The organism is Flavobacterium sp. KH_035 (assembly GCF_057839565.1).
Genome location: NZ_CM174492.1, coordinates 2,482,756 through 2,501,343, shown reverse-complemented (window position 1 = coordinate 2,501,343; position 18,588 = coordinate 2,482,756). Strand labels below are relative to the sequence as shown.

Genomic DNA, 18,588 nt, shown 5'->3' with positions numbered 1-18,588 from the left:
GTGTTATAGGTCCTAAAATCTAAGGACTCCTTCATCCTCGAGGCTCTCTTGTGTTTCTGATTCAAACAACTCATCAAATTCTTTGAAATCTAAGACATCACTTAATCCAAAATCTGAAGGCGTTACTTCCCTGCCTTCTTTATTGATACAGTGTTCGATCAGCTGAGTTAAATTCTCTATAAATTGATCCGCCAGCTTTTTGACTGTTTCCGGACGGTAACACTCATTCGAATAATCCCAGGAAATTCTAAGTTCATTACCGGCAATGATGGCTTTTATAATAAACTTTTCTTCTATTAATGACGTAGGACTAATATGTACTCCTGAGTTTTCTGATGCCGCTGTGAAGCTTCCCTTTTGGTTTAATACATTGTCGATCTGTCCCAAATAATTGAATACTACATCCCATCCACAATCCTTTAAGGAATTGCGAATTTCTTTAGAAGAATGCAGGTAACGTAAACATCCGTACCCCATTCCTTTGGTTGGAATTCGACGTAATGTTTCTTTTACCGATTTGATAATATCTCCTTCTGTTTTTGCTCCGCTTCTGGAAAGAATTACTGGATATTTATTGGTAAACCAGCCTGTAGTTCCGGCAAGATCGATATCTGTGAATATATTTTCTCTACCATGTCCTTCAAAACCTAACGCCAGTCGTTTTGTGTCAAAGATGTCTTCAAAAGTCATTTGTAAAGCACTCAACATTAGATCATTAATTTCGGTATTGTAAGCGACATTTACCTCTTTTAATAAACGTTTTGTATACTCCTGATTCAGGATAACTTCATGGGTTTTCTTGGTCTCTCTGGTTGGTCTCTTTGCCGAAAAATCTGTTGGAAGAGGCGTATAATCACTGTTGATTTGCTGCCAGTATCCTAATTGAGATTCTATTTCCTCAGTCTCTGCAAAGTTTTTCAGTCTGTTAATCCAATCTCTGAAAGAATTGTTTTTATTTTCTAAATACAAGGTTTCGTCTACCGTTTCTTCTTTCAGCAGAGTTTCCAGATCATCGATGATAAATCTCCAGGAAACACCATCTACTGCAAGGTGATGCGATACCATAAAGAATCTGTTGTGTACTTCAGAATCCGGAGTTTCAATTAGAACAAATCGTGCTAAATCTCCTTTTTCTATATCCAGTGATTCCTGATATTTTTTACAAATTGCGGTAATAGTTTCACCGGTATTGTTTCCTTCTTCAATGGTTTCTGTTCGATACAGATTAGTAGATTCTCCATAAAACTGTTTCCATTCGTCTTGTTCTTTGGTGTATTTAAATCGAAGCGAATCGTGACGTTTAGCAATTAGGTCTATGGTTTGTTCCAGTTTTTCCTTGGTAACCTCTTTACTTATACTTAAAAGAACGGCCTGGTTGAAATGCGATACTGCCTCTTCTCCTCGCTCGAAAAACCACTGTTGAATTGGTGATAAAGGTACTTCACCTTCTAAAAGACCTTGTTCTGCTGTATTAAGTTTTTTACTGTTTTGTTCTACGGCTGTAGCTAACTCTGCTATGGTTTGGTAATCAAACAGATCCTGAACCTGAATTTGATGTCCTTTTTTCTTCGCTCTGCTCACTACCTGAATCACAATAATAGAATCACCACCCAATTCAAAGAAATTATCGGTAACCCCAACTTGTTCTACACTCAATAAATCCTGCCAAATAGTAACTAAAACCTTTTCTACTTCTGTTTCAGGGGCTACATGCACGCGTTGATTGGTAACTGTAGGATCCGGTAATGCTTTTCTGTCGATCTTACCATTTGAAGTTAACGGCATCAGATCTAAGGCCACAAATACCTGAGGAACCATATAATCAGGAACCAATCCTGAAAGATAGGATTTCAAATCAGACTCTGAATATCCTTCTTCAGCAACCAGATAACTCACCAAGCGTTTTACTCCTGTGCTGTCTTCTCTAAATAAAACCTCACTTTGTACAATTCCGGAATAGCCCTGAATCACACGACTGATTTCTTTTAATTCTACACGGTATCCACGGATTTTAACCTGATCGTCTACACGCCCTAAAAATTCTATTTCTCCCAATGAATTTCTGCGTACTAAATCTCCGGTTCTGTATAAAACCGAACTCTTGCCTGCTGCAAACGGATTAGCGATAAATTTCTCCTGGGTTAAATCCTCACGGTTTAAATATCCTTTTGAGATACCGGCTCCACCTAGTAATAATTCTCCAGAAACTCCTATTGGACATAACGACATATCACTACTTACAATATAAGCTTCACTGTTGGAGAATAATTTTCCAACCGGAATGGTTACATAATCAAAATCAGGATCTACCTGGTGTAATAATTTTCCAACAGTACTCTCTGTAGGACCATAATGGTTTACAATCGCTACATTTGGATCTTGCGCTGCGATCTCTTTTACATGTGATACCGGCAATACATCACCTCCGAATATCAGGGTGCGTGCTGGCAATAACAGTTCTTTATCCAAACGCAAAGCCTGCCAGTGACTCGGTACTATTTTAATACAATCAATGGTATTGGCTTTAAAATACGCTTGTAATTTCACACCGTCCATTAAAGTTTCTTTGTTGAATAAGTGTAAACATCCGCCACTCAATAAAGAACCGTACAATACGGTATTTCCTAAATCGGCAGCCAATGAAGACATCAATCCGAAGCTTTTGTTCGCACTAATTTCAATCTTAGCGTCTAATCCTTCGTAATAATCTACCAGATTCTTGTGGCTCACCTGAACTCCTTTTGGTTGTCCTGTTGTGCCTGAAGTGTACACCACATAAGCGGTAGTCTCCTCAGTTGCCAATGATGAAAAGGTAATATCTTGCGGAAGTGCCGCTATATCTGCATACTGAATATCGATAGAAAATACAGGAACCGAGAAGTCGATCACATCAAATAAACTGCTGGATTCGATCAATAAACCTTTGATATTAGCCTCTTGTACCATGTACAACTGACGCTCTTTTGGCAATGAAAGATCAATTGGAACATAACCTGCTCCTGATTTTAAAATCGATAGAATTGCCAGTAAAGACCAATTCGAAGTATCCATCATGATACCCATCAAATCATTTTCTTTCAGGTCATAAGTCTGTTGATAATAATATGCCAATTTCGTAGCAGCTTCATCCAGCTCTTTATACGTCATGCGGCTATCATTATACACAAAAGCAACTGCATCCGGAGTTTTAAAAACCTGTGCCTCAAAAAGAGACAATACGGTTCCTTCTCCTGTTAAAGAGTAATCAGCAGTATTATAATCTACTACTAATGCCTGCTCCTCTTCCGGATTAAGCATTGCCAGATTTCCTATTGATGAAGTACTGTTTGCTAAAATCGTGTCCAGTAAATTCTCGTAATGTGATCTTAATCCTGATACGGTAGCAGAACTAAAAAGATCTGTACAATAGTTGAATGAAAAAGAGATTCCTTCCGGGCTGTCTTCTACAAAAATGGTCAGGTCAAATTTCGAAATATTATAGTCCATTGCCACTGGTTCAATCGTAATATCACTAAATTCAGATACCTTAGCATCCGGATTGTTGTTCAAAACAAACAATACCTGGAATAAAGAATTTCTGCTTTTATCTCTTGCCTTTTCTACACGGTCTACTACTTTTTCAAACGGAACAGTGATGTGATTGTACGCTTCTAAAGTGGTTTGTTTTACCGATTTCAGCACCTCATTGAACGATGGGTTACCCGATAAATCACTTCGAAGAGCCAAAGTATTCACAAAGAATCCAATCATAGATTCTAATTCCTGCTGTGGACGATTGGCAACGGTAGTTCCGATACAAATATCTGACTGACCACTATGACGGTACAACAATACTTTATAAACACTTAGCAATAACATGAATAAAGTTACCCCTTCGTCCTTAGCATAAGCACGTAAAGCTTCGCTACGGTCGTTGTCCAGCCTAAAACTAATATGATCTCCACGGCTGCTTTGAACAGCAGGTCTTGGATAATCAACAGGAAGTGCTGAAGGGGCTACGCCACCTAACTTTGATTCCCAATAATCTAACTTCTCCGCCAGATAAGCACCTGATACCTGAGAACGCTGCCATACCGAATAATCGGCATATTGGAAAGTAAGAACCGGTAAATCGGCCTCTCTTCCTGATGCGTAAGAAGCATATAATTCTTTAAATTCATTAACAATAACCGATGTAGACCATGCATCTGTTGCAATATGATGACGCACCAATACCAAAATATACTCGCGGTCTGACACTCTTACCACTGTTGCACGCAGCATATAATCTTTAGAAAGATCAAAAGACCTGCTGACTTCTTTTGCCATGAAGGCTTCTAAATCAGTAACCGTAGTCAAAACATTAAGCTCCCAACGATCCGAAGATTGTACTTTCTGATAGGCAATACCTTCTTTTTCAACATATACCGTGCGCAAAGCTTCATGACGATCGACAATGGTTTTGAAAGCTTGTGAAAGAAATTCTATATTAAGATCTCCTTTTAAGTTTAATAACACTGGTACATGATAATGCTCACTTCCTTTTAACCTGTCGATAAACCATAAACGCTCTTGAGCGTATGATAATGGAATATCTGCAGGTAAATCTTGTTTGCCTACCAACGGAAGTACCGCAGTATTGTCCTGGCTTTCTATAAAAGATGCCAAAGCCGAAATATTAGTATAATCAAATATGTCTGTAATCGTAATAGCAACGTTTAGTGTAGTTTTGATAGCCGATAGCAAACGAACAGCCAATAAGGAATGACCTCCTAATTCGAAGAAATCATCTGTAACACCTACTTGTTCTACATTCAGTAAATCCTGCCAAATAGTAACTAAAACCTTTTCTATTTCTGTTTCAGGGGCTACATATACACGTCCTTCTGTAACTGTAGGATCCGGTAATGCTTTTCTGTCGATCTTACCATTTGAAGTTAACGGCATCTGATCTAAGGCCACAAATACCTGAGGAACCATATAATCAGGAACCAATCCTGAAAGATAGGATTTCAAATCAGACTCTGAATAACCTTCTTCAGCAACCAGATAACTCACCAAGCGTTTTACTCCTGTGCTGTCTTCTCTAAATAAAACCTCACTTTGTACAATTCCGGAATAGCCCTGAATCACACGACTGATTTCTTTTAATTCTACACGGTATCCACGGATTTTAACCTGATCGTCTACACGCCCTAAAAATTCTATTTCTCCCAATGAATTTCTGCGTACTAAATCTCCGGTTCTGTATAAAACCGAACTCTTGCCTGCTGCAAACGGATTGGTGATAAATTTCTCCTGGGTTAAATCCTCACGGTTTAAATATCCTTTTGAGATTCCGGCTCCACCTAGTAATAATTCTCCAGAAACTCCTATTGGACATAAAGACATATCACCACTTACAATATAAGCTTCACTGTTGGAGAATAATTTTCCAACCGGAATGGTTACATAATCAAAATCAGGATCTATCTGGTGCAATAATTTTCCAACAGTACTCTCTGTAGGACCGTAATGGTTTACAATCGCTACATTAGGATCTTGTGCTGCGATATCTTTTACATGTGATACCGGCAATACATCACCTCCAAATATCAGAGTGCGTGCCGGCAATAACAGTTCTTTATCCAAACGCAAAGCCTGCCAGTGACTCGGTACTATTTTAATACAGTCGATCGGATTGGCTTTAAAATACGCTTGTAATTTCACACCGTCCATTAAAGTTTCTTTGTTGAATAAGTGTAAACATCCGCCACTCAATAAAGAACCGTACAATACGGTATTTCCTAAATCGGCAGCCAATGAAGACATCAATCCGAAGCTTTTGTTCGCACTAATTTCAATCTTAGCGTCTAATCCTTCGTAATAATCTACCAGATTCTTGTGGCTCACCTGAACTCCTTTTGGTTGTCCTGTTGTGCCTGAAGTGTACACCACATAAGCGGTAGTCTCCTCAGTTGCCAATGATGAAAAGGTAATATCTTGCGGAAGTGCCGCTATATCTGCATACTGAATATCGATAGAAAATACAGGAACCGAGAAGTCGATCACATCAAATAAACTGCTGGATTCGATCAATAAACCTTTGATATTAGCCTCTTGTACCATGTACAACTGACGCTCTTTTGGCAATGAAAGATCAATTGGAACATAACCTGCTCCTGATTTTAAAATCGATAGAATTGCCAGTAAAGACCAATTCGAAGTATCCATCATGATACCCATCAAATCATTTTCTTTCAGGTCATAAGTCTGTTGATAATAATATGCCAATTTCGTAGCAGCTTCATCCAGCTCTTTATACGTCATGCGGCTATCATTATACACAAAAGCAACTGCATCCGGAGTTTTAGAAACCTGTGCCTCAAAAAGAGACAATACGGTTCCTTCTCCTGTTAAAGAGTAATCAGCAGTATTATAATCTACTACTAATGCCTGCTCCTCTTCCGGATTAAGCATCGCCAGATTTCCTATTGATGAAGTACTGTTTGCTAAAATCGTGTCCAGTAAATTCTCGTAATGTGATCTTAATCCTGATACGGTAGCAGAACTGAAAAGATCTGTACAATAGTTGAATGAAAAAGAGATTCCTTCCGTGCTGTCTTCAGCAAAAATAGTCAGATCATACTTCGCGATATCATAATTCATACCCATTGGCTCAATGGTGATGTCGCTAAATTCAGACACCTTAGCATCCGGATTGTTGTTCAAAACAAACAATACCTGGAATAAAGAACTTCTGCTTTTATCTCTTGTTTTTTCTACACGGTCTACTACTTTTTCAAACGGAACCGCGATATGATCGTACGCTTCTAACGTGGTTTGTTTTACCGATTTCAGCACCTCATTGAACGATGGGTTACCCGATAAATCACTTCGAAGAGCCAAAGCATTCACAAAAAATCCAATCATAGATTCTAATTCCTGTTGTGGACGATTGGCAACGGTAGTTCCGATACAAATATCTGACTGACCACTGTGACGGTACAACAATACTTTATAAACACTTGCTAATAACATGAATAAGGTTACGCCCTGTTCTTTCGCATAAGCTCGCAAAGCCTCACTTCGGTCATTGTCTAATTTAAAACTGATATGATCTCCACGATTGCTTTGAACCGCTGGTCTTGCATAATCAACAGGAAGTGCAGACGGGGCTACCCCACTTAATTTGGACTCCCAATATCCTAGTTTCTCTTCTAAAACAGCACCAGATAATTCTGAACGCTGCCAAACCGAATAATCGGCATATTGAAAATCAAGAACCGGTAAATCGGCTTCTCTTCCTGATGCATAAGAAGCGTATAATTCTTTGAATTCTTTAACAATAATAGATTCAGACCAACCATCTGTTGCAATGTGATGGCGTACGATCACTAAAATATGTTCTGCCTCCGCTACTTTAATAACAGTAGCACGCAGCATATAATCTTTTGATAAATCAAAAGGTTTTTTTATCTCATCAGCAATAAGATCCTGATAATCGGCATCCGCAGCAACCACATTCAGTTCCCAGCTATCAGCCGGTTGTACCACCTGATAAGCAACACCTTCATTTTCTACAAATACGGTGCGTAAGGTTTCATGACGTTCTACAATGGTTTTTAAAGCCTGAGAAAGGTAGGCTGTATTTAATGCTCCTTTTAAGTTTAATAAAACCGGCATGTGATAGTGCTCACTTCCTTTTAATTTATCGACAAACCACAAACGCTCCTGCGCATAAGATAATGGAATCGCTTCGGGTAAATCTTGTTTGGTCACCAAAGGAAGTACGGAATTAGCATCCTGTTTTTCAATAAAATAAGCCAAATCAGAAATCGTTGGATTACTAAATACATTTGTAATAGTAAGCGCAACGTTCATTGTGTTTTTTATCGCCGATATTAATCGCACTGCTAATAAGGAATGTCCTCCCAGTTCGAAGAAATTATCAGTGATACCAACCTGCTCTGCTTTTAATAGATCCTGCCAGATGACAACCAATTCCTCTTCTGTTTTTGTCGTTGGTGCTACATATTCGTATTCTCTGCTAAATACTGGATCCGGCAGTGCTTTTCTGTTTACTTTACCATTTGATGTTAATGGTATTGCATCCAGCTCTACCATAATTCCCGGAATCATATACCCCGGAATATGTTCTCTTAAATAGGCAATAACATCGTCTTTTGTTTTACCTGCTGTAAGAACGATATACGCTATCAGTTCATTTACACCGTAAGCGTCTTCTCTCGCAATAACAACTCCCTGACGTATAGCCGGACAGCTGTTTATCACGGTATCCAATTCTCCCAATTCAATTCGGTAACCTCTAACTTTTACCTGACTGTCTTCTCTTCCAAGGTATTCTATATTTCCATCCTGAAGCCACTTTGCATTGTCACCGGTTCGATACAATTTTCCTTCTCCAAAAGGATTGTTTACAAATCTAAAAGCATTAAGTTCCGGAAGATTGATATATCCTCTGGCTACCTGAACACCTCCTATATAAAGTTCTCCTGTAACACCTTTAGGCTGTATGTTCATTTCACTATCCAGAATATAAATCTGAGTGTTGGCCACTGGTTTACCTATCGTAATGCGTTTTAAGTCAGTTGCATTAAAAGGAATAATACAGCTTGTTACGTCTATCGAAGCCTCTGTAGGTCCGTATAAATTACTCAAAGTAACATTTGGTAATGCTTTTTGAAAATCTTCTGCCTGGCTTATTTTTAGAGCCTCTCCACTACACACCACATTTTTCAGACTGCTGCATTTAGTAACATCGATATCCAGTAAAAAGGCGCTTAACATAGAAGGTACAAAGTGAATCATTGTAACCTGATGTGTCGCGATCAATTCTCTTAAATAATCACTATCCTTATGTCCTTCCGGTTTTGGAATGACTAGTTTACAACCGGATAACAGAGGAAGAAAAAATTCCCAAACTGATACATCAAAACAAAAAGTAGTTTTTTGTATCAATACATCGTTAGCCGTTAAATTATAATATTCCTTCGCCCATAATAAACGATTCACTAAACCGCGTTGCTCATTCACTACTCCTTTAGGGTTTCCTGTAGATCCCGAAGTATAAATTACGTAAGCTGCGTTTGAAACCGGTATTGCCACGTTAGGATTCGCTTCTGACTGATTTGCAAATATTGTATCCTGTTCGTCCAGATTTAGTATTGCAATATCTTCCAGAAAATTAACTTTACTAATACTACCGTTATTTACAAGTACAGCCTCAGCCTTTGTATCTTTTAAGATGAAATCAATTCGCTCTGCCGGATAATGAGGATCAATTGGTGCATAAGCTCCGCCGGATTTCATAATACCCAACATCCCAATAACCATTTCAAAAGAACGCTCCATACATAGCCCAACTATAGACTCTGTCGTAACTCCTATACTGCGTAAATAATGGGCAACCTTATTGGCGCTTGCATTTAAAGCTGCATAGGTCATCGTTTCTCCTTCATAGGCCAAAGCAATTCCTTCCGGGTTACTGGCAACTTGTGTTTCAATCAAGTCAACAATCGTAATATCGGTAGGGTAATTGTTTTTTGTGGCATTAAAATCCACCAATAATTCTTTTTCTTCTTCTTTACTGATGTAAGTTAATTGACCAATTGGAGTTTGCGGCTGAGATAATACTTCTTTTAAAATTTGTTGATAATGTCTTATTAAGCCTTCAATCATTTGATATTCGTACACTTCTGTATTGTAAGCAATATCTAAAATTAACTGCCCTCCGGCTTCTCTGAAATTAAGCTCTACATCAAATTTTGAAACTGTTTCTCCTAAATCAACAATTGTATCGCTTTTTGCCGCTGGTATTTCGACCGTTTCATCATTTGCTCCCGTATTCTGAAGTACTAATAAAACATCAAATACACTGCTTCTTCCTGCATCTCTTTTGATATTTAGGTTTTCTACTAAACTATCAAAAGGATACATTTGATGATTAAACGCTTCCAGTGTCTGCTCTTTAATTCTTTTATAAATCGAGGTAAAATTCTCCTGAGTATTTATGGTGTTGCGCAAAGCAATTGTATTCACATAAAAACCAATCTGATTGGCCAAATCTGCATGATCACGACCTGCTACCGGGCTTCCGATAATAATATCTGAATCTGAGGTATATTTATGAAAAAGAATATTGATAGTCGTTAGTAAACCGATAAAAGTACTGCTGTTATTCTCTTTTGTAAAAAGCTGAAGCATAGCAGTTGTTTCTTTAGAAATATAGGCTCTTAAGCTTCGCCCTTTGTGTGTTTTTACAGAAGGTCGGCGTTTTTCTGAAGGAAGATCCAAGACAGGCAGCTCACCCGCAAGACTTTCCATCCAATACGTTTTATCTGTAGTTGAACCGGCTGTATTTATTTGTAATGCCTGCCAATTTGCATAATCTTTATATTGAATTGCCAGAGGTGTAAGATCAGCTGCTGTCCCGTTGACAAAAGACTCATAAAATGCAAATACATCTTTTGCCAATACATTCATAGACCAGCCATCGCTAATAATATGATGCATGTTATAATAGAAAACATAAGTTTCCTCTTCTGTCTGTAATAAGCTTACGCGGAATAAAGGCCCTTCTTCTAAATCAAAGGGTACGTATGAATCTGTATTGATATAACTAGCTACGCTTGCTTGCTTATCATCAGCATTCCTGAAATCAACATAAGACAGTTTAAAATTTACTGCTGCTGTTGGTTGCACGTATTGTCTAATGTCACCGTTCTCCTCCATTTTGAAAATAGTGCGTAAGATCTCATGACGCTCTATAGTCGCTGTAATGGCTTTTTGAAGGCGTTCGATATCATAACTCCCTTTCAGAGTGGTATGCATAGGCATGTTGTATACGGCAGACCCTCCTTCAAACTGACTTAAAGTCCAAAGACGGCGTTGTCCTGCTGATACCTCATAACTTTCTGATACAGGAACAGATGAAATCACTTCAAAATTAAACTTCGAACTGTTTTTACTGCTTTTAAGTAAGGCGATAAGACGATCTTTGTTGGTTGAAATATCGATTTTATCTTCTGCTGTAAGAGCAGCTGTGTTTCCTGTTACTCTTAAATTTTCTTCTAAATCATCCAGGAAAATTTGTACTTCTTTATTGGATAGACTGGTAATTATTGATTTGATATCTTTCATCTTAAAAGGGTTTTCTAAATACTGTATTTTTGAATTAATAACTGTGATAATTAAAATGGCAAATTTGTAACACCAAACACATTGTTCTAAAAGACAATGTGCTGTGATGTTTTTACTATGTTGTAAAAACTAAATTTTGATTTTGTAAGGAATGGTCCGATTGAGAGATATTCTATACTGTATTGCAAGTACAAAAGATCACTTTGGTGAATAACTCCACATGGGATGTGGATGCTACTCTTTTTGAAAAGGAAAACTAAAAACTACGCCTTCGCAAAGACGTTTTCTGTTGGATTGGATAGATATGACAAAGGAATGATGGCTGAGATATTCTGACGTAAAGAACTTAGTCTTACACTGATTCTATGCTGATTGTCGACTCTGAAAACTTCACATTCCAAACCCGAAAGCTCACCATGCTCGATTTTAAGTTTATCTCCAATTTTGGGTAGTGCCGGTTCAATCTGAACATCTGTAATGTCTTTTACCTGGGTAAAAAGCCTGATGTGATCGATTTCTTCTTCGGAAACTTTTCCGTATTCTTTGCCAAAAGACAAATAAGAACAGCCACTCTCTACATTTAAGGCATCATGAAAGTCTTTATTGGATTTGATCTTGACAAAGACATAACTGGGAAATAATGGAATCTCTATTTTCCTGATTCTGTCACTCCATTTTCTAATACTGGTGGCCATTGGCAAAAAAGCTTCAATATTTCTTTCTATTAACTCTTTATAGACTTTACTCTCATGTCTGTACCTTACGTAAAGAACATGCCAACCTTGTTTTTGATCCATACTATTTGGTTTTTTCGTCACCGGACATAGCTGCGCTATTACCAGTCACATGGTTATTTTTTTTAGAGATACGTTTTTTGGTTTAATAGCTTTACCTTTTTACTTTAAAGTAACTTTGGTAATAATGTTTTTGTTGAAACTCTCAAGGCAAATTATATTGTGTTTTGAGAGTGTTGTAAAAATCGGAATGTTGAGGATTCAACTACTTATTTTTACTGAAGTAAATTTACAATACAGGTTTTCAAATTCTACTACACCAAAGTGTAGTTCAACTTGTTAGCATCAAATACTACCTTATTGGGTAGTTTGGAGTTTGGAGTCGAAAGCTCGAAATCTTCTGCTACAACCAAATGTTTGTTCTCGTTGTAGAAATCAATAAGCCCATTATAGGACATAGATACCGGTATAGTTTCAGAACCCAGGTATTCAATAGATTTTCCAACAACCTTTGCTTTAATACCCATTAGAGTCAATACACGAAGCAATTTGGCATCGATTTCGGCAAAAGCCATATTGTCTTTGTGTTCGCAAACCGGAGCAATGGCGCAAACCAATAGTTTTTTTAGCAGATTAATGTCACGAACACCTTTTTTGATGGCAAAACGTCCAATATGCCATATTTCATTTATTGCATTTCCTTCAGCACAAATAAAAGGATTGATGCCAAACATTTTCTGAATTGGAAGCGGTGTAATGAAATCCCATTTCAAAACTCTGATGGTTCCTGTAAAATCTCCAAGGTCGTTTTTGAAAGCGAAGATTTTAGAGTTCTCTAAGTAGCCCATTTCTTCTTTGTAAACCGCATCAATATCATTTTGATAATGACCCGGAAGGATTTCATTGGAATGGTGATTGAAGTTTTCTGTGACTACAAATTTTGACATTAAAAGGATGTCATTTTGACTAATTTCTGTGTGGTGGTTTTTGGCGAGTTTCATAGTATTTGTTTTCTCCAAAACTATCACCACAAGTTACGCTTCATATTACACAAAATACTAGTTTTCAGTATTTTAAATAAAAACCACCTTTAAGTGTAGTTTTTGAAACGACATTTTATTGTCAAAAAAAAGTGTCAAAAAAACGAATGTATTACCCTGCTGTATTAAAATTATATTAGAGCAGGATTAATTTTTTTAATATCATATCTGCAATTTTTCCTATATTCACATCCTGTTAAAAAAATACTAAAATATGGTAATTGAAAACGACTTTTTTTCCTCAAACAACACCGTTCAGAAGATCTCTGAAGACGAAAAAGGCAGACTTGGAGATTATTTAGAACTGGTCAGGGCGTTTGCCAGAACTACTTACAGCAGTATTTATATTATTGACTACGAAAAGAAGGGTTTTGAGTATGTGTCTGAAAATCCATTGTTCTTATGCGATCACACTCCTGCAGAAGTTCAGGAATTAGGCTATGCCTTTTACTTTAAGTACGTTATAAAAGAAGATCTAGATTTATTACTGAAGATCAACACTATAGGTTTTGATTTTTATCAAAATATCCCAGTAGAAGAGCGCATACATCATACGATATCATACGACTTTCGATTAAAGAATCCCAGTGGAAAGACATTTCTGGTGAATCAAAAGCTGACTCCCGTTTTTTTAACTAATGACGGTAAGATCTGGAAGTCGATCTGTATTATTTCACTTTCTTCTGAACTGCAGTCCGGAAATATTAAGATTTATAAAAAAGGGGAGAATAAGATCTATAGCTATGATCTGGAAGGAGATTTTTGGAAGATGATGAAAAAAATAGAACTCACCAGCCGCGAGAAGGAGGTTTTGCAATATTCGATTAGAGGCTTTACCATTGCCAATATGGCCGAAAGTATGTTTGTCTCGGCTGATACTATCAAATTTCACAAAAGGAAGTTGTTCACCAAACTAGGTGTCGGTAATATTGCAGAGGCAATAGCTTATGCAACCAGTAATAAACTGATTTAACCTACATTTTTTTAACACATAGAAGAATAAGTTGTTCTATGTGTTAAATATTCTTTCACGCAGATTCTGCAGATTTTTTAATCTAATTATCTTGTGTCTATTATCTTGCATCTCACAATCAACTTAATTCATCGGCAATTACTCAATCATATAAAAAACATAGCTTTCACACTCTTTAAAGAACATAAAAGCTATATTCCTAAATGTCAGGTCATTATTTCAACCCACACCCAATGGCTTTCTTTAATACGCTATAAATCCTCGTCTATAATAGCGGACAGATAAAACTCAGGGAATTTCTTGAATTTTTTACCCGTCGCAATGTTAAATAGCAAGTGGGTGCATAAGGCTGCTACCGACCAGGAAGCGATGGCCATTTGTGGTGGTGACTGACATCCTTTTTCGATTTTGTATTTTTCAATAATGCTATCCATCCATTTTTGCGGATTTCCCCAGAATCTGAGGTAACTTGAGGCGTAATCCATCATAGTTGCATCATTAAATTCCTCATCCTGGTTGGCCAGCGCATTCAAAAGAAGACCATCTCTGGCGATAACAGTAACCAGACTTCCCCATCCTATATTATAAGGATGCAGAACCGGAATATCAAGCTTTTGGCAAGCCGTATCAAATATGAGTGGTACCGGAGAAGAAAAGTCCAGTGTATTGATTGCTGCTTTATGACCATTAATATGATCTCCTATGTTTTCAACAGTTAAGAAAAAATCGAGACAATTGATTTCAGCATTTTTATTAATCGATCTCAATCGTCTGGCCAAAGCATCTACCTTGTTTGAATCGACATCATCTTCGGTGTAATTCTGTCGGCTTAAATTAGACCGCTCTACCAGATCACCATCAACAATGGTAATTTTTTCAAAACCAAAACGCAACGCACATTCCGCAATTACGCTTCCAATGCCGCTCCCTGCCAACAAAATGGGGAAGTTTTTTATAATTTCTTGTTCTTCATCTGTCAGATAAAGTTTATTTTTTGAATAACGATCATCCATAGTACGTATTTTTTATTCAAAATTAAACATAAACAAGAGGCACCCTTTTAACCAAAAAGGTAGTTTTTACCGGTTCAACCCTTATAAACACTAATTTCTTGTCTTTAAAAACACTTATTCATTTCAAATCAGTCAATTAGACAATAATTCATTTACAGATGATAATCATATTGGATTTTTAGCGAGATACCCCCTGATGTTTAGAACAGTTTTTCTTTTAAACTTCAACGCGCTACAGAACATGTATCTGTTGTTTCAAACTAAATTACGAAAGGCTATAAAACAAAAAAACAGTTACAAGAACACTCTCGTAACTGTTTCATTTAGTTGTTTATATCTGATCATTTCTTTCCTTTTTTAGGAAGAGACCACAATCTTAAAAAAACAATTCATCTCCTGCCACTGAAGAAATCAGCGGCTGATTGTTTAAGATTTGTATGGATTCTATGTGACGCGCCAGATTGTTAATAGTGGGTTCATTGTACAATTCTTTAAGTTCAATTTTAATATTGAATTCTTTCTGAATTTTAGAAATTACCTGCGTTGCCTTTAGACTGTGTCCGCCAAGCGCAAAGAAGATATCCCCGACTCCTATTTTGTCTTTCTGTAAAATGTCCTGCCATATCGCAACCAGCTTTTCCTCTGTCTCATTAGAAGGAGCGATATATTCCTGTTGAATAACATCTGCTGAACTCACCTCCGGCAAAGCATTTTTATCGATCTTACCGTTAGGTGTAAGTGGCAATTGGTTTAAAAACACAAAGTAACTCGGTACCATATAATCGGGTAATTCACGTCCCAGTGCCAATCGAAGCTGTTGTTTGTCTACTGCCGAAGTGCTCACCAGATAACTCACAATTACAGGATCACCTTGAATGGTCGCTGTAACAACAACACACTGGTCGATGCCTTCCTGAGCCTGCAATATTTGCTCGATCTCACCAAGTTCAATGCGATAGCCTCTGATTTTTACCTGACTGTCTTTTCTGCCAATGCATACGACGGTGCCATCGGGTAACCATTTACCCAAATCTCCGGTTTTGTATAGTTTAGTGCCTTCTTTGAAAGGGTTTTCAATAAACTTTTCTGCCGTTAGTTCCGGTTGGTACAAATAGCCTCTGGACAATCCATCCCCCGAAATACAGATTTCTCCAATGACTCCCACTGGCTGTAAGGCCAAAGCATCTGAGAGAATGTAAAACTGAGTGTTGTCTATCGCTTTTCCAACAGGAACTGAACTCTCATAAGAACCTTCAACTCTGTAATAACTGCTATAAGTAGTATCTTCTGAAGGGCCGTATAGGTTTCTCAGAACAATCCCGGAATCTTTGAAATAATTGGCAATGCTCACCGGAAAAGCTTCCCCGGCAAGGTTAATTCCAACCGCATTTTCAAAAGAAGTCCCTTTTTCGATAAGCGTGTGAACCACAGAAGGAACGGTATTGATCAGTACGTTTTGATCGTTTTGGATATAATCTCCAATGGCTAATCCGTTGGTTAATAAGCGTATTTTCTTTCCGATACTAAGCGGATAGAAAAACTCATAGACCGATAAATCAAAACAATGAGAAGTTACCGCGTAGAGAATCTCAAAGTTGGTATCGCTAAATTCTCTCTCCGACCAGTGCAGCATTTTTGAAGCGTTCTGATGGGTAATCATTACTCCTTTTGGTTTACCCGTTGAGCCTGAGGTGTAAATGATATACGCCAGGTTATCGGGTGTGAAATTGATCTTCGGAAGTGCTTTTGAAATGGATGCCGATTGGTTAAATGCTTTTATAAAAGCCTCGTCTATGGTCACTTTACATTTACTGTCTTCTTCAATATAAGCAATACGCTGCGCCGGATAGTTCGGATCAATTGGAACATAAGCACAGCCCGATTTTAAAACAGCCAGTAAAGCAATAGGAAGCCATTCTGTGCGGCCTAATTTTACACCTACCAGATCTTCTATTCCTAAATTATAATTACTCAACAAATAATGCGAGAGTTCGTTCGACAACTCATCGAGTTCTTGGTAAGTAAAAGTTTTATCGTCGGTTACCAGAGCAATTTGTTCCGGGGTTTTTCTTGCCTGATTTACAAACAGATCGACCATGGTGGTGTTGGGATACTCCACTGTAGTATCGTTAAAATCATACAGCAATTGTGCTTTTTCGGCAGTGCCTAAATAGTTCAGACTATCTACTTTTTGACTTGGATTTTGGGTCGCTTCTGTTAAAAAGGTTTCCAAATGCGAAGCCAGACGCGTTACAAAATCTGCCTCATAAATATCGGTGTTGTATTCGATGTACAGCGACAACTGACCTTCGTTTTCTGAAAAAGCAAAAGTCAGATCAAATTTACTGAAAGGTTTTTTCAACTGTTTGTAGGCCGATACTTCAATCCCATTTAGCGTTAAACCTTCAGACGCCAATAATTCCTGCTGATTCTGAAGTACCACTAAAACATCAAATAAAACAGATCTGCTTAAATCTCTTTTGAGTTCAAGCGCTTCCACTAAACTGTCAAAAGAATATTCCTGATTGGAATACCCATTTAATAAAGTTTCCTTTTGTATGGCCAATAAGGTTTCAAAACTGGCTGTTTCTTCAAAAGTCGTCCGAATCGCCAGAGTATTCAAATACAAACCCACCTGATTTTCCAAATCGCTGTGTTCTCTTCCTGCTACGGGAGTTCCTAAAATAAGGTCTCTAGTATTGGTGTATCTCGAAAGTAATCCGTTTATCCCAGCCATTAAAAGCATGAAAAGCGTCACCCCGTTATGCTGTGCATAGGTATTCAGCCGGGCAGTACCCTCTTTAGAAAAAGAATAATTAAATCCCGAACCATTATAGGTTTTAAGCTTAGGTCTGGTTATACTCGAAGGCAATTCCAAAACAGGTAAATCTCCCGAAAAAGTATCCAGCCAAAATACCTTGGCCTTTTCCAACAGAACTTGTCTTGCAGAACTGTTCTGCCATTCCGAATAGTCTTTGTACTGAATAGACAGGTTCGGCAATGCCACTTCATTCCCTATTGATAATCCATTATAAATGGTTATAAACTCTTTGCTCAATATCCCCATAGACCAGCCATCACCAATAATATGGTGCATGTTCAGCATCAGAATATGACGATCGGCAGCCGTTTTTACAATCTCAGCTATAAAAAGAGGTCCTTTCTCTAAATCGAAAGTATGTCTTTGGCGTGTATCAGCATGATTACTCAAGGCTTCCTCTGTAACATTAGTTAAATCTGTCCGTTCCAAAGTTCCTTTATATTGGGCAACGGGAACAATGTACTGCCCCAGATTCCCCTGTTCATCTGCTTTAAAAACAGTGCGTAAACTCTCATGTCGTTTTACCAAAATTTGAAACGTTTCGGCTAATTTTTCTAAATTCAACACTCCTTTAAATTCGAAGGCAACAAATATGTTGTAGGCCGAGTTCCCGGTTTCAAACTGACTCAATGTCCACAATCGGTGTTGAGAAGAGGTAAGCGCATAAGAATCTTTTATTTCGGCTTTCGGAATAGATTCAGAAAAGGAAAGCAGTGCAATCAGTTCCTTTTTATAAACTTTAATGTCTTCAATAATTTCAGGAGTCAAAGCCCCTTTTGGGGCATTAATCTTTAGGTTTCCATTATCTATCTTAAGTCTGATATTTAAGGACTGTAACGTATGTATTAATTTTTTTATCACGATATGATTTTTTAAATAAATTAAA

The 18,588-nt window shown here is 37.6% G+C and carries 6 protein-coding genes; 1 reads left to right on the top strand and 5 read right to left on the bottom strand.

The window, feature by feature from the left end; genetic code table 11:
- Positions 1-12: 12 nt before the first annotated feature.
- The 3 genes from AC3IS6_RS10550 to AC3IS6_RS10540 all read right to left on the bottom strand — a co-directional run bounded on the left by AC3IS6_RS10550 (position 13) and on the right by AC3IS6_RS10540 (position 12,802).
- Positions 13-11,121 (bottom strand): non-ribosomal peptide synthetase, encoded by an 11,109-nt coding sequence (locus AC3IS6_RS10550; protein ID WP_489164827.1) that lies wholly within the window; start codon positions 11,119-11,121, stop codon positions 13-15.
- Positions 11,122-11,384: 263 nt separating this feature from the next.
- A complete protein-coding gene (locus AC3IS6_RS10545) occupies positions 11,385-11,918 on the bottom strand; it encodes a UpxY family transcription antiterminator (protein WP_489164826.1) in 534 nt (177 codons plus the stop codon).
- Between the two features lie 251 nt (positions 11,919-12,169).
- Entirely contained in the window at positions 12,170-12,802 is a 633-nt protein-coding gene (locus AC3IS6_RS10540) for a hypothetical protein (protein WP_489164822.1), read from the bottom strand.
- A gap of 307 nt (positions 12,803-13,109) precedes the next feature.
- On the opposite strand from AC3IS6_RS10540, the gene AC3IS6_RS10535 reads away from it, so the two are divergent.
- Entirely contained in the window at positions 13,110-13,868 is a 759-nt protein-coding gene (locus tag AC3IS6_RS10535) for a response regulator transcription factor (protein ID WP_173964613.1), read from the top strand.
- Between the two features lie 251 nt (positions 13,869-14,119).
- Here AC3IS6_RS10535 and AC3IS6_RS10530 read toward each other — a convergent pair whose 3' ends face one another.
- Entirely contained in the window at positions 14,120-14,881 is a 762-nt protein-coding gene (locus AC3IS6_RS10530; protein WP_173966686.1) for a ThiF family adenylyltransferase, read from the bottom strand.
- A 376-nt stretch (positions 14,882-15,257) separates the two neighbouring features.
- Positions 15,258-18,563: a non-ribosomal peptide synthetase gene (locus AC3IS6_RS10525; protein WP_489164825.1), complete on the bottom strand. Its 3,306-nt coding sequence runs from the start codon at positions 18,561-18,563 to the stop codon at positions 15,258-15,260.
- Between the last annotated feature and the right edge of the window lie 25 nt (positions 18,564-18,588).

What these genes read in the sequence shown, in the direction of transcription:
- AC3IS6_RS10550 (WP_489164827.1), bottom strand. Translation starts at nt 11,121, where the DNA reads ATGAAAGATATCAAATCAATAATTACCAGTCTATCCAATAAAGAAGTA.
- AC3IS6_RS10545 (WP_489164826.1), bottom strand. Translation starts at nt 11,918, where the DNA reads ATGGATCAAAAACAAGGTTGGCATGTTCTTTACGTAAGGTACAGACAT.
- AC3IS6_RS10540 (WP_489164822.1), bottom strand. Translation starts at nt 12,802, where the DNA reads ATGTCAAAATTTGTAGTCACAGAAAACTTCAATCACCATTCCAATGAA.
- AC3IS6_RS10535 (WP_173964613.1), top strand. Translation starts at nt 13,110, where the DNA reads ATGGTAATTGAAAACGACTTTTTTTCCTCAAACAACACCGTTCAGAAG.
- AC3IS6_RS10530 (WP_173966686.1), bottom strand. Translation starts at nt 14,881, where the DNA reads ATGGATGATCGTTATTCAAAAAATAAACTTTATCTGACAGATGAAGAA.